This window comes from Embleya sp. NPDC020630 (assembly GCF_044334985.1).
Taxonomy (GTDB): Bacteria; Actinomycetota; Actinomycetes; order Streptomycetales; family Streptomycetaceae; genus Embleya.
Genome location: NZ_JBIRUB010000002.1, coordinates 346,312 through 358,902, shown reverse-complemented (window position 1 = coordinate 358,902; position 12,591 = coordinate 346,312). Strand labels below are relative to the sequence as shown.

The following is a 12,591-nucleotide window of genomic DNA, read 5'->3' as shown; positions in this document are numbered from 1 at the left end:
CTTGAGTACTCGTACTCAGGATCGGACCGGGGCGGCGCCCCACGATGGACGAATGCGCAACCGTGACGAGTTCTCCGAGGAAACCCGGCGCGCCGTGGCCCAGCTGCGGCGCGCCTTGTGGATCCTGCCCGTGGTGCTGATCCTCGGCCTGGCCCTGCTCGCGCTGTGAGTCGGGCGGCGGCGGGCGCCGCCCGATCTGCGTCGCCGCCCGACACCTGCCGCCCGATACCTGCCATCCGCCGCTTCGGCGCCCGGTACGTTGGCGCCATGACCGACCGCTCCCCCTCCCGCTCCCTCGTGCTCGCCTCGGCCTCCCCCGCGCGCCTGAAGCTGCTGCGCGACGCCGGGCTCGACCCCAAGGTCGTGGTCAGCGGCGTCGACGAGGACGCCCTCGACGCCGACTCCCCGCGCGAACTCGCGCTCCTGCTCGCCGAGGCCAAGGCCGACGCGGTCGCCGCCGGGCTGACCGGCGACGAACTGGTCGTCGGCTGCGACTCGGTGCTCGAACTCGACGGCAAGGCGCTGGGCAAGCCCGCCGACGCGGCCGAGGCGCTGGTGCGCTGGCGGTCCATGCGCGGACGCGCGGGTGTCCTGCTCACCGGGCACTGCGTGATCGACCGCCGCACCGGCCTGCGGGTGTCCGAGGTGGCGGCCACCACGGTGCGCTTCGGCACCCCCTCCGACGCGGAGGTGGCCGCCTACATCGCGACCGGCGAGCCGTTGCATGTCGCCGGCGCGTTCACCCTCGACGGCTACGCGTCGCCGTTCGTGGACGGCATCGACGGCGACCCGGGCAACGTGATCGGCCTCTCGCTGCCGCTGCTGCGCCGCCTCCTGAACGACGTGGGCGTACGAATCGTCGACCTCTGGAGCTGACGCCCGACGGACGCCGGGACGACCCACCCGACGGCCTCCGCACGCGGACGACCGCCCGGGCCGACCCGACGGACGCCGCGCGTGCCCGACCACCGGAGCCGGCCCGCCTCCGGGCACCCACACACGAACGACCGCCCGGGCCGATCCGGCGGCCGGCGGCCCCGCCTTCGTCAGGCGTCCGGCCCCTCGGTTCGGTTCAGGTCGCGGCGGACCGGGCCCGGGCCCAGGTTCGGCAGGCCGGGCGACTGCGGGTGGTGCGGGGTGCCGGCGCCGGGCTGCTGCGGGAGATACCCGTCGGCGCCCGACTGCGGGGTCGGCCCGGCCGGTTGGCCATAGCCGCCCTGCTGCTGCGCCGCGTGCGGTTGGCCATAGCCGCCCGGCTGTTGCGGCAGATACGGCTGCGGGGCCGATTCGGCATAGGCGTTGGGCGCCCACGGGCCGCCGCCGCCCACCGGCGCGCCCACCGGGCCGGGCCCGGGACCGGGACCGCGCGGCGGAGGCGGCGCGGGGGTGCCGCGCATCCCGGCGAACATCGCGAGCGGCAGCGCGATCGCGGCGAGCACCAGGAGCGGCAGCGGTACCCCGCCCGGCTTCTTCGTCAGCCACTCCACCCAGCCGTAGTCCGCCGACGCGGCCTGGAGGTCCGGCCACACCGGCCCGCACGCGGCGCCGAGCCCGAACGCCGCGATCGCCGCCTCCGGCCGCAGGCCCCCGATCACCACGCCGATCGCCGCCGCACCCGCACAGCGCACCGCCAGCTGGTGTCCGGATCCAGCCGCCGGGCCGATGAACTCGGCGAGCACGAGGGCAAGCGCCGCGAGGCCGATCGCGTACGCCCCGAACAACCGCGCCGCCACCGCCCCCACGACGCCGGCGACCACGAGGCCGAGCAGCCATGGCACGTATTCGCCCGGTCCGTCCAGGCCCAGGCCCGGATTGGCCTGCGTGCGGTCCCACGCGAACAGCGCGGCCGGGAAGGCGGCAAGACCGACCGCCATCGCGAGCAGCGCGCCCGCCACCGAGCGCACACCGTCCACCCGATAGGTCAGCACCGCCGCGACCAGGCAGCCGGCCAGCGCGACCACCGGCCACAACCCGAGCACCCTGGGCTTGTCATCACCCATCACCACGGTCGCCGCGGCCACCCCGACCCCGACCAGGCCGAGCAGGAACACCCCGCCCTGGGCCCCGCCCTCGGACTCCTGCCAGCCCCGCCCCGGCGGCACCAGGACCCGGCCGGTGGGCAGCAGGATCAGCAACCAGGCGAACGCGGCGAGCGGCAACCAGGTCTGCAGACCGGCCCCCGACTCCCACATCGGCTCCAGCACATCGCGCCCGCCGAGCACGAACAGCAGCGGCACCGCCGCCGCGAGGGTCCCCGCGAACGCGGCGTTCAGCGGCGCCTGATGGCGCGGGACCGCGAGGTGGATCCACAACACCACGCCGACCAGCACCTGGACCGCGAAGCCGAACCGCAGCAGATACACGAAACCCAGCCAGCGCGCCTGCGAACCGTCGTAGTGGGCCGCGATCGGGTCGAGCGCGGTGGTCAGCGCGGCGCCGGCCAGGCCGATCGTCAACACGCCGCCGACCGCGCCCCGGCGGTGGGTGAACACACTGTCGGTGAGCCCGATCCCGCCGATCACCAGCGGTACGGCCCACGGCAACAACACCGCAACCAGATCCCACACCGACCACGACCCGCCACCGGCGTCCATCGGCGTCGGCGCCGCCCCATAGGCGGCCGGATCCGCGGCGGGCGCGGCCGGCGTCGCCGGATCCAGCCCCGCCCGGAGCAGCACCAGCGCGCCGGCTGTGGCGAGCACCACGAGCAGCGCGCCAGGCACCCACTCCAGCGACAGTCGACCCACCGGTTCCGGGCGCCGCGCGCGGCCCTCCGCGAATCCGGCGCCGGCCTCGTAGGCCTTGCGTACCACCCCGCCGGCCATGGCCGTCTCCCCCTGGTCGTGTGGGTGCAGCTTAGGGAAGAAGCGACCCCGCCCGCTCCCGAAGCGGACACCCCGGGCCCCGCTTTTCGAATCCGCCGGAAATCCCTCGGACCACCCGCCCCACGACCCGCGCCGCGCCTGGCGACCCCCGGCCATTACCTCCGAGGGAATCGACCGCCCTCCCCGCGCCCGGCACAGTCGTCGGTGTCGGCAAACGACCCTGGAGGACCCGATGAGCACCCAGTCCCTGAACCCCACGTTCGCGACCGGCGGGCCCGGCGACCGTGTCCGCGGTGACACCGACCTGTTGCGGCTCGCGCTGCGGCTCGACGCGATCGCCACCGGCGCGGTCGGACTCGCCGCGCTGGCCGGCTGCGCCTTCGTCGACGGCGCCCTCGGTCTGCCCACCGCGTTCCTGGCCGGCCTCGGCGCCTTCCTGGTCCTGTACGCGGTGGGTGTCTGGCGGATCGGCGGCTCCGACACGCCGCATCGCACCGCCGTACGTGCGGTGATCGGCCTCAACCTGGTGTGGTTCGCGGACAGCGTGGCGATGGCGATCGCCGGCTGGCTGGACCCGACCACCCTCGGCACCACGCTGATCGTGGTTCAGGCCGTCGCCGTCCTGGGCTTCGCCGACCTGCAGATCCTCGGCCTGCGCAAGGCCCGCACGTCGCTCCGGTGAGGGAGCTGCGCGGGGCCGGCGGACCGAACCGGACGCGTCGCGCCGAACTCGCGGCCCACCGCGTACGGTCGGGTCCCATGAGTTCGGGATCCACGACCGTCGCCGGCGATCGCTCCGCCGGCCCCGCCGCCCGGCGTACCGGCGGCGAGCTGATCCGGCACTGGCGCCGGCACCGGCGTCTGAGCCAGTTGGAACTGTCCGTGGAGGTCGCGGTGTCCACCCGCCACCTGAGCTTCATCGAGACCGGTCGCGCGGTGCCCAGTCGGGACATGGTGCTGCGGCTGGCCGAGTATCTGGACGTGCCGCTGCGCGAGCGCAACCGCATGCTGCTGGCCGCGGGGCACGCGCCGGAGTACCACGAGAGCCGCCTGGACGCGCCGGAGTTGGACCCGATGCCGGCGGTGCTGCGGCAGATCCTGGTCGGGCACGGCCCGTACCCGGCGGTGATCGTGGACCGGGCGTGGAACATCGTCGACGCCACGCCGAGTATCGCGATGTTCGTCGAGGGTGTCGCCCCCGAACTGCTCACCGAACCGCTGAACGCCTACCGGATCAGCCTGCACCCGCAGGGGCTGGCACCGCGGATCGTCAACCTCCCCCAGTGGCGCGCGCACCTGCTGCACCGGCTGCGACGCCAGGTCGCGATCACCGGCGATCCGCTGACCCGGGAGTTGTACGACGAGGTGAGCGGCTATCCCGGCGGCCAGGGCGACGAACCGCCGCCCGGCGCCGGGCCGGGCGCGCCGGCCATCACGATGGGCATCCGGCACGGCGGGGAGGTGTTGTCCTTCGTCAGCACGGTGGCCACGTTCGGCACCGCGGTGGACATCACCGTCGCCGAGTTGTCGATCGAGTCGTTCTATCCGGCGGACAAGCACACCGGCCGGCTCCTGCGCGAGTGGTTCGGCGACTGACACGGGCCCGCCGGGCTCGGCCGGGTCCGCGCGGCGCGCGCCTCACGGGCGGAGCCGGCAACCCCAGACGTCGGCGGGAGGAGTCTGCGGATCCGGTCGCCACTCGCCGAGCATCGACCAGTCCCAGGAGCGGAACGCGGCCAGGGCGGCGTAATTGTCCCGCGGCACCCGGGCCGCGGCGAAGCCGGCGTCGGTGCCGGCGAGCAACCTCTCCCGCATCCGCCCGGCCAGGCCCTGTCGGCGGTGCTGCGGGACGACCATCAGGTCGACGATCACGAACACCTTCCCGGCCGCGGCCGATTCCGCGACGTCCACGGGCAGTTCGCCGTGCAACCCGGTCCACCAGCCGCTCGCCGCGCGCGGCGGGAACCCGTATGCGCAACCGGCCGCGTCGCCCCCGCCGTTCGCGACGACCATCTCGAAGCCGGGCTGTTGGATGTGGTCGGCGAAACGCCGCAGGAATTCGGGGCGGCCCGACGGATCCCCGCCGTAGGTCTTGACGTATGTATCCGCGACGGTTTCCCGTTGCTGATCGGCCTGCCAACGGGTCAGCCGGCGCAAGAACACCTCTGCCACCACAACCTCCCGTCCAGGCATCGGATGCCTCGGACCTTCACATCGTGGCAGCCCGCCCCACTCGGGGGAAACACCGTGCGGCAAAACCCGCTCGTCCGGGTCGTTCGCACACCTGCGGTCCGCAGCCGGGCGGTCCGCCCTTTTTCCCCGGTTCCCCCGTTTCGCCCGCCCCGAGCCGGCCGGGCTCGTAGCCTGCGCACGAGGGACGGCGAGGAGAGGGCGGATGAGCCGAGACGTACGGGAACCGGGCAACGCGTGGGACATGTGTGCCGAGGGTCACGACGACCACGAATGGGTGTACCAGTACGGCCCGGACGGGCCGGCCGGCAATCCGTGGGCCAAGGCATGCAAGCACTGCGGAAAAATGGCGGGGGCAAACGTACCCGAAAGCGGTCTCCTCGGGCGATCCACGGGCGGCGACTGTCTGGGCGGCTGACCCACCCGACCCCTAACCTGAAACACGTTCCAGATACACCCGGGCACGAGCACCGACCCGGTCCGGAGTACGTTGACCCCACCGGCAACGTGGCCGGCAGCTCCATCGCAGGCCATGCAGCCGGCGGGTTGCCGTACCCATGAGGACGTGGGGCGGCGGATCGTGCCCGCCCCCGAATCCCTAGACTCTCCGCAGTTGAGGAGGGAGCCAGATCGTGCGCAAGGTACTCATCGCCAACCGTGGGGAAATCGCGGTCCGCGTCGCCCGAGCATGCCGGGATGCCGGTATCGCCAGTGTGGCCGTCTATGCCGAGCCGGACCGGGATGCTCTGCACGTGCGGGTGGCCGACGAGGCCCACGCGCTCGGCGGGAACACTCCGGCCGAGAGCTACCTGGACGTGGCCAAGGTGTTGGGGGCCGCCCGGGACTCCGGCGCGGACGCCATCCACCCCGGGTACGGATTCCTGTCGGAGAACGCGGAATTCGCCCAGGCCGTGCTGGACGCGGGCCTGACCTGGATCGGGCCGCCGCCGCAGGCGATCCGCGATCTCGGCGACAAGGTGGCCGCCCGGCACATCGCCCAGCGGGCCGGCGCGCCCCTGGTCGCCGGCACCCCGGACCCGGTCTCCGGCTCCGCAGAGGTCGTCGAGTTCGCGAAGGCCAACGGCCTGCCGATCGCCATCAAGGCCGCGTTCGGCGGTGGCGGGCGCGGGCTGAAGGTGGCCCGCACCCTCGAAGAGGTCCCGGAGCTGTACGACTCGGCGGTGCGCGAGGCGGTGGCCGCGTTCGGCCGCGGCGAGTGCTTCGTCGAGCGCTACCTGGACCAGCCGCGGCACGTCGAGACGCAGTGTCTGGCCGACGCCCACGGCAACGTCGTGGTCGTGTCCACCCGCGACTGCTCGCTTCAGCGCCGGCACCAGAAGCTGGTCGAGGAGGCGCCCGCGCCGTTCCTGACCGACGAGCAGAACGCCGAGCTGTACCGCGCGTCCAAGGCCATCCTCAAGGAGGCCGGCTACGTCGGCGCCGGGACCTGCGAGTTCCTGGTCGGCAAGGACGGCACGATCTCCTTCCTGGAGGTCAACACCCGGCTCCAGGTCGAGCACCCGGTCACCGAGGAGGTCACCGGCATCGACCTGGTCCGCGAGATGTTCCGGATCGCCGACGGTGAAGAGCTGGGCTACGACGACCCGCCGATGCGCGGGCACTCGTTCGAGTTCCGGATCAACGGCGAGGACCCGGGTCGCGGCTTCCTGCCCGCCCCCGGCGAGGTCACCACGTGGCTGCCGCCGTCCGGTCCGGGCGTGCGGCTGGACTCGGGTGTCGAGCAGGGTTCGGTGATCGGCCCCGCGTGGGACTCGCTCCTGGCCAAGCTGATCGTCACCGGTCGCGACCGCAAGCAGGCACTCCAGCGGGCCAAGCGCGCGTTGGACGAATTCGTCGTCGACGGCATGGCGACCGCGCTCACCTTCCACCGCGAGGTGGTGGTGGACCCGGCGTTCGCGCCCGAGCTGGGCGGCTCGACCGAGCCGTTCACGGTACATACCCGGTGGATCGAGACCGGCTTCGAGAACACCATCGCCCCGTTCGGCGGCGGCGCGGGCGCGGCCGAGGAGGCCGCCGAGCGCGAGACCGTGGTGGTCGAGGTCAACGGTCGACGGTTCGAGGTCACCCTCCCTGCGGGTCTGGGCGCGTCCGGCGCGGCCCCGGCCGCGGCGAAGAAGGCGCCCAAGCGCGGCGGCGCCAAGAAGGCCGGCGCCGCGGCGAGCGGCGACGCGCTGGCCAGCCCGATGCAGGGCACCATCGTCAAGGTCGCGGTGGAGGAGGGTCAGCAGGTCGCCGAGGGCGAGCTGATCGTCGTCCTGGAGGCCATGAAGATGGAACAGCCGCTCAACGCGCACCGCGCGGGCACGGTCAAGGGCCTGGTCGCGGAGGTCGGCGCGACGGTCACCTCCGGCGCGGTGCTCTGCGAGATCAAGGACTGAACCGGATCACGGACTGAACCAAATCAAGGTCTGAGCCGGGTCGGGGACCGAGCCGGATCGGCGAGTGAGCCGGATCGAGCACCGACCCCGGTCGGACCCGAGCCGCATCGCGTCCGAGCCCGGGTCGAGCGGGACCGAACACCGAGCACCATCGAACACCCGTCGGGATCCCATTCCGATCCCGCGCATCGCGATCGCCCCCGTGTCGAAACCCTCGGCGCGGGGGCGATCGCGTCCGTGGGGTGATCGGGCCGTCGGCCCGCGTGCTGCGCGCCGTGCCGCCGGCGTCGCGGGCTCGGCCCGCGGTGTGCTGCCCGGGGGGCGCCGGGCGAGGCGGCACGTGGTCTTGGGTCGCTCGCTCACTGGTCGGGCATCACCCCCGGGACGCGCATGTCGCGCATCCGCTCCCCGTTGAACTCCGCGCGGGCGCCGGGAACGGCCCGTTGCGGAAGGGGGGCGATGTGCACCTGCGCGCCCAGCTCGGCCAGCGCCTCGCTCTCCGGACCGGGGGCGTCCTCGTCGGTGACGAGGTGCGTGATCCGCTCCGGGGCCACCGTCTGGAACATGGTGTCCACACCGATCTTGGTGTGGTCGACCATGACGACGACCTCGTGCGCGGCCTGGATCAGGGCCCGGTCCACGCTCGCGGACAACATGTTGGGGGTGGACAGGCCACGCTCGGCGGTGAGCCCGTTGCCGGACACGAACGCGCGACGCACGCGCAGACCCGCGAGGGCCTGCTCGGCACCGCTGCCGACCAGCGCGTAGGACGACCCGCGCAGCGTGCCGCCGGTCATCACGACCTCGACCCGATTGGCGTGGGCGAGTACCTGCGCGACCAGGAGGGAGTTGGTGACCACGGTCAGCCCGGGGATCCGGGCCAGCCTGCGGGCGAGCTCCTGCGTGGTGGTGCCGGCGCCCACGACGATCGCGTCCCCCTCGTCGACGAGGGAGACCGCGAGGTCGGCCATGGCCGCCTTCTCCGCCGCCGCGAGGTGGGTCTTCTGCGAATAGCTCGGCTCGCGGGACAGCCCACCGGGCAGTACCGCTCCACCGTGCCGACGGTCGAGGAGCCCTTCGGCCTCCAGGGCCCGCACGTCCCGCCGAACCGTCACCTCGGACGTCTGGACCACCCGGGCGAGTTCCCGTAGGGACACCGCTCCGTTGGCCCGCACCATTTCAAGAATCAGTTGACGACGCTCTGCTGCGAACACGTGACGAAGGTAACGCGAACGACCGGCTCTTATCAGCCGGTTGCGACTCTTACCCGAACTTGTTCATCGAAGTGATAAGAGTGCTTCGGTTTCCGGGCGCAGCGAAGCCACAGCGTTCGGGAGGGCCAACCATAACGCTGTTCACCGGGCGTCGGATAGCGCTGATGTACAGAGATTTTGCTGCTCCATACAGATTTTGACGGCGCGTCAGCCGGACTCGACGCATGGCGAACACACCGCGAGGCGGCGATCACACCCGGTCCGATTCGAGTATGCGCGGCGACCACGGCGCACATCGGATGTTCGAGAAAAGCCACCCGTAAGTGGAGTACACGGGAGCGTGGAATCCGAATTCCGCGCGCCCCCCGTGCGCCGGAGGCCGCGCCCCCGAGTTACCGATCTTGAACTCGGGGGCCACCCGAGGTGTACCGCGCCGATAGTGATCGACCCGACCTCTCGGGGCGGTTCGACAGATTTTGCGGGTTTCGCGGATTCGGCGCAGACCGGGTCAGGAGCGCTCGCGCCGGTGCAATTGCCGGGCGGCCTCGGCGATCGAACCCGAAAGCGACGGGTAGACGGTGAATGCGCTGGCGATCTGGTCGACGGTCAGATGCAGGTCCACCGCGAGCGCGACGGTGTGGATCAACTCGCTCGCGCGCGGCGCCACGATCACGCCGCCGACCACGATGCCGGTACCGGGGCGGCAGAACAGCTTCACGAAGCCGTCGTGGATGCCCTGCATCTTCGCGCGCGGGTTGCGCGACAGCGGCAGCTTCACCCCGCGCGCGTCCATCTCCCCCGCGTCGATCGCGGCCTGGGTGTAGCCGACCGTGGCGATCTCGGGGTCGGTGAACACATTCGAGGACACGGCCTTGAGGTTCAGCGGGGCCACCGCGTCGCCCAGCATGTGGTACATCGCGATCCGACCCTGCATCGCGGCCACCGAGGCGAGCGCGAACACACCGGTGCAGTCGCCCGCCGAGTAGACGCCGTTGGCCGTGGTCCGCGAGACCCGGTCGACCCGCACGTGTCCGGTGTCCTTGAGGAAGACGCCGGCCTCCTCCAGACCGATGCCCGCGGTGTTCGGGATCGCGCCGACCGCGACCAGGCAGTGGCTGCCCTCGATGATCTGCCCGTCGGTCAGGGTGACGATGACGCTGTCCCCGTCCCGCTTGACGCTCTCCGCGCGCGAGCGGGACATCACCCGCATGCCGCGTCGGCGGAACACGCCCTCCAGCACCTCGGCCGCGTCCGGGTCCTCACCCGGGAGCACCCGGTCGCGGCTGGAGACGAGGGTCACCTTGGAGCCCAGCGCCTGGTACGCGCCGGCGAACTCGGCGCCGGTGACGCCGGAGCCGACCACGATCAGCTCGCGCGGCAGCTCCGACAGGCCGTACATCTGCTTCCAGTTCAGGATCCGCTCGCCGTCCGGCTCGGCGCCCGGGATCTCGCGCGGGTGGGCGCCGGTGGCGATCAGGATCGCGTCCGCCTCCAGCGTGCGCTCGCCGCCGTCGGCCAGGTCGGCCACCACGCGGCGCGGCCCGTCGAGGCGGGCGGTGCCGCGCAGCACCCGCACGCCGGCGCGCGTGACGCCCTGCGCGATGTCGTTCGACTGCGCCTTGGCCAGCTGCAATACCCGCCGGTTGACCACGCCCAGATCCACGCCCACGATCGGGCGGTCCAGCGTGCCGGGGGTGCCGTCGTCGACGTAGATGCCGAGCTCGTGATGCGAGTCGGCGAAGTTCGTCATGACCTCGGCCGTGGCGATCAGAGTCTTGGACGGGACACAGTCCGTCAGTACCGCCGCACCACCCACGCCTTCCCGCTCTACCACCGTCACCTCGGCTCCGAGCTGTGCCGCGACCAAAGCCGCCTCGTATCCGCCGGGTCCTCCGCCTACGATCACAATCCGAGTCACGGGTGTCATTCTCTCCCATGACCGCGCGTCGCGTAGGCTGCGGCCATGCCCCTCTACGCCGCGTACGCAAGCAACCTCGACGCGCGGCAGATGGCCCGGCGTGCCCCGCACTCACCTCTGCGCCACACCGGTTGGCTGCCCGGCTGGCGGCTGACCTTCGGCGGCGAGCAGTTGGGGTGGGACGGATCGCTGGCCACGGTCGTCGAGGACGAGATGTCCCAGGTGTTCGTCGCGCTCTACGACCTGGCCGAGATGGACGAGCCCGACCTCGACCGCTGGGAGGGCATGCCGCTCGGCCTGTACCGCAAGGTCCGGGTCCGGGTGGAGTCGCTGTTCGGCGAACAGCTCGCCTGGCTCTACGTGCTCAACGACTACGAGGGCGGCCTGCCCTCGGCGCGCTACCTCGGCATGGTCGCCGAGTCCGCGGAGTCGGCCGGCGCCCCCGACGACTACGTCAAGGAACTCCGCAACCGCCCCTGCTCGTAGCCTGCGGCGCGGCCCTGTCGCGTCTTCGCCGACCCGTCACCCGCCCGCCCGAAGGGAGCCCGAGCGTGTCGAGCCTGCGCATCGGTCCGAGCCCTCGGCAGCGGGTCGTCTCCGTGGTGCTCGGCGCCGGCGCGGTGGCGGTCGTCGCCTCGGCCTTCGCCGTCCGGCCCGCGTGGGGCATCGCGACCGTGGTCGCGCTCTACTACTGTCTCCGGCTGCTGCTGCGCGGTCTGGGCCGGGTCACCGTGGACGCGTACGGCGTGGACGTGCGCCGCGTCGGCGTCGCGCAATACGCGTGGCGCGAGATCACGGCCGTGCGCGAAGAGCGCTGCCGCGGTTCGCGCGAGGTGCGACTGCTCCTGATCGACGGGGGTGCCGTGCGCCTGCCCGCCCCCCGCACAGGTCGCATCCTGCACGATCCGGACTTCGACGCGAAGGCGGCGTCGATCAAGGCGGCCTGGACCGCCGCGCTGGGACTGCCCGCGGCCGAGCCGCGTGCGGTCGCCGATCGGGACTGAAACACCGCGCGCGATCCGGGCCGCCGAGCCCACCGCGTACCGCGTCGCTTGAACGGATGTATCGGCTCGTATCCGTGCGAATCCTCCCCCGCTGTCATTGCGGTCGTATCACAGTCTTCTACGCGCATAGACCCCGGTCGCGCCGTTCACAGGTGCAGCATTTACGCTCATCGATGTGAACGTATTGGATAGCCACGACCCGTACACGGCCGCCGCCGAGGCCGCCGAAAGCCTGCAGCGGATCACCGGTGCCGCGACGCACGACATCGCGCTCGTCATGGGCTCTGGCTGGGTGCCCGCCGCCGACATGCTCGGCGACCCGGAACACGAGTTCCCGGTCACCGCGCTACCCGGCTTCCCGCCGCCCGCCGTCGAGGGCCACGCCGGCACGGTCCGCTCGCTGGTCATCGGCGACCGCCGCGCGCTGGTGTTCCTCGGCCGCACCCACCTCTACGAGGGCCGGGGCGTCGCCTCGGTCGCCCACGGCGTGCGCACCGCGGTCGCCGCCGGCTGCAAGGCCGTCGTGCTGACCAACGGCTGCGGCGGCCTGCGCCCGTCGTTCGTGCCCGGTCAGCCCGTACTGATCAGCGACCACATCAACCTCACCGCCGCGTCGCCCATCGTGGGCGCCAACTTCGTCGATCTGACGGACCTCTACTCGCCGCGGCTACGCGCGTTGTGTCGCGAGGTCGAGCCCGACCTCGAAGAGGGCGTGTACGTGCAGTTCCCCGGCCCGCACTACGAGACCCCGGCCGAGATCGGCATGGTCCGGGCGATCGGCGGGCACCTCGTCGGCATGTCCACCACGATCGAGGCGATCGCCGCGCGCGAGGCCGGCGCCGAGGTCCTGGGCATCTCCCTGGTCACCAACCTGGCCGCCGGCATGACCGGCGAACCGCTCAACCACGAAGAGGTCCTGGCCGCCGGACGCGCGTCCGCCGAGCGTATGGGCCGCCTGCTCACCCAGGTCCTGCCGCGTATCTGAGCGTGTGGGTCCGCAGGCCCGTGTGGACCCTTCCCGATCCCCTCCCGATCCCTTCC

At 72.4% G+C, this 12,591-nt stretch carries 13 protein-coding genes; 9 read left to right on the top strand and 4 right to left on the bottom strand.

What is annotated here, in order from left to right; translation table 11 throughout:
• Window positions 1–52 precede the first annotated feature (52 nt).
• Complete coding sequence (gene mmpB, locus ACH4XV_RS07765) at window positions 53–169, top strand: morphogenic membrane protein MmpB (RefSeq protein ID WP_395787526.1); 117 nt, start codon at window positions 53–55, stop codon at window positions 167–169.
• Window positions 170–267: 98 nt separating this feature from the next.
• The gene (locus ACH4XV_RS07760; RefSeq protein WP_395787525.1) at window positions 268–876 is read left to right on the top strand and encodes a nucleoside triphosphate pyrophosphatase; all 609 of its coding nucleotides are present in this window, start codon (window positions 268–270) and stop codon (window positions 874–876) included.
• A gap of 170 nt (window positions 877–1,046) precedes the next feature.
• On the opposite strand, the gene ACH4XV_RS07755 is transcribed toward ACH4XV_RS07760, so the two are convergent.
• The gene (locus ACH4XV_RS07755; protein WP_395787523.1) at window positions 1,047–2,825 is read right to left on the bottom strand and encodes a hypothetical protein; all 1,779 of its coding nucleotides are present in this window, start codon (window positions 2,823–2,825) and stop codon (window positions 1,047–1,049) included.
• 232 nt (window positions 2,826–3,057) lie between these two features.
• Between ACH4XV_RS07755 and ACH4XV_RS07750 the strand changes: the two genes are divergently transcribed.
• Together ACH4XV_RS07750 and ACH4XV_RS07745 are read left to right on the top strand one after the other, a co-directional pair.
• Window positions 3,058–3,507, top strand: coding sequence for a hypothetical protein (locus ACH4XV_RS07750; RefSeq protein ID WP_395787521.1), 450 nt, complete (start codon window positions 3,058–3,060; stop codon window positions 3,505–3,507).
• 77 nt (window positions 3,508–3,584) lie between these two features.
• Window positions 3,585–4,421: a helix-turn-helix domain-containing protein gene (locus tag ACH4XV_RS07745; RefSeq protein ID WP_395787519.1), complete on the top strand. Its 837-nt coding sequence runs from the start codon at window positions 3,585–3,587 to the stop codon at window positions 4,419–4,421.
• Between the two features lie 42 nt (window positions 4,422–4,463).
• Here ACH4XV_RS07745 and ACH4XV_RS07740 read toward each other — a convergent pair whose 3' ends face one another.
• Window positions 4,464–4,997, bottom strand: coding sequence for a GNAT family N-acetyltransferase (locus tag ACH4XV_RS07740; RefSeq protein ID WP_395787517.1), 534 nt, complete (start codon window positions 4,995–4,997; stop codon window positions 4,464–4,466).
• 223 nt (window positions 4,998–5,220) lie between these two features.
• Here ACH4XV_RS07740 and ACH4XV_RS07735 point away from each other — a divergent pair, with 223 nt between their 5' ends.
• Window positions 5,221–5,433 carry a hypothetical protein gene (locus ACH4XV_RS07735; RefSeq protein ID WP_380005133.1) on the top strand — a complete coding sequence of 71 codons (213 nt, stop codon included), beginning with the start codon at window positions 5,221–5,223 and terminating at the stop codon, window positions 5,431–5,433.
• Window positions 5,434–5,647: 214 nt separating this feature from the next.
• Window positions 5,648–7,414, top strand: a complete 1,767-nt coding sequence (locus tag ACH4XV_RS07730; RefSeq protein ID WP_395787515.1) for an acetyl/propionyl/methylcrotonyl-CoA carboxylase subunit alpha — start codon at window positions 5,648–5,650, stop codon at window positions 7,412–7,414.
• Window positions 7,415–7,773: 359 nt separating this feature from the next.
• Here the strand turns inward: ACH4XV_RS07730 and ACH4XV_RS07725 are convergent, their stop codons facing one another.
• Window positions 7,774–8,628: a DeoR/GlpR family DNA-binding transcription regulator gene (locus ACH4XV_RS07725; RefSeq protein WP_078975593.1), complete on the bottom strand. Its 855-nt coding sequence runs from the start codon at window positions 8,626–8,628 to the stop codon at window positions 7,774–7,776.
• A 508-nt stretch (window positions 8,629–9,136) separates the two neighbouring features.
• Entirely contained in the window at window positions 9,137–10,555 is a 1,419-nt protein-coding gene (locus tag ACH4XV_RS07720; RefSeq protein ID WP_126637467.1) for an NAD(P)H-quinone dehydrogenase, read from the bottom strand.
• A 36-nt stretch (window positions 10,556–10,591) separates the two neighbouring features.
• On the opposite strand from ACH4XV_RS07720, the gene ACH4XV_RS07715 reads away from it, so the two are divergent.
• The 3 genes from ACH4XV_RS07715 to ACH4XV_RS07705 all read left to right on the top strand — a co-directional run bounded on the left by ACH4XV_RS07715 (window position 10,592) and on the right by ACH4XV_RS07705 (window position 12,535).
• Window positions 10,592–11,032 (top strand): gamma-glutamylcyclotransferase, encoded by a 441-nt coding sequence (locus ACH4XV_RS07715; RefSeq protein WP_126637468.1) that lies wholly within the window; start codon window positions 10,592–10,594, stop codon window positions 11,030–11,032.
• A gap of 65 nt (window positions 11,033–11,097) precedes the next feature.
• The gene (locus ACH4XV_RS07710) at window positions 11,098–11,550 is read left to right on the top strand and encodes a PH domain-containing protein (protein ID WP_395787513.1); all 453 of its coding nucleotides are present in this window, start codon (window positions 11,098–11,100) and stop codon (window positions 11,548–11,550) included.
• Window positions 11,551–11,725: 175 nt separating this feature from the next.
• Complete coding sequence (locus ACH4XV_RS07705) at window positions 11,726–12,535, top strand: purine-nucleoside phosphorylase (protein WP_380005141.1); 810 nt, start codon at window positions 11,726–11,728, stop codon at window positions 12,533–12,535.
• Window positions 12,536–12,591 lie beyond the last annotated feature (56 nt).

Excerpts from the sequence above, each read along its gene's own strand:
- mmpB (WP_395787526.1), top strand. The coding sequence starts at position 53 with ATGCGCAACCGTGACGAGTTCTCCGAGGAAACCCGGCGCGCCGTGGCC.
- ACH4XV_RS07760 (WP_395787525.1), top strand. The coding sequence starts at position 268 with ATGACCGACCGCTCCCCCTCCCGCTCCCTCGTGCTCGCCTCGGCCTCC.
- ACH4XV_RS07755 (WP_395787523.1), bottom strand. The coding sequence starts at position 2,825 with ATGGCCGGCGGGGTGGTACGCAAGGCCTACGAGGCCGGCGCCGGATTC.
- ACH4XV_RS07750 (WP_395787521.1), top strand. The coding sequence starts at position 3,058 with ATGAGCACCCAGTCCCTGAACCCCACGTTCGCGACCGGCGGGCCCGGC.
- ACH4XV_RS07745 (WP_395787519.1), top strand. The coding sequence starts at position 3,585 with ATGAGTTCGGGATCCACGACCGTCGCCGGCGATCGCTCCGCCGGCCCC.
- ACH4XV_RS07735 (WP_380005133.1), top strand. The coding sequence starts at position 5,221 with ATGAGCCGAGACGTACGGGAACCGGGCAACGCGTGGGACATGTGTGCC.
- ACH4XV_RS07720 (WP_126637467.1), bottom strand. The coding sequence starts at position 10,555 with ATGACACCCGTGACTCGGATTGTGATCGTAGGCGGAGGACCCGGCGGA.
- ACH4XV_RS07715 (WP_126637468.1), top strand. The coding sequence starts at position 10,592 with ATGCCCCTCTACGCCGCGTACGCAAGCAACCTCGACGCGCGGCAGATG.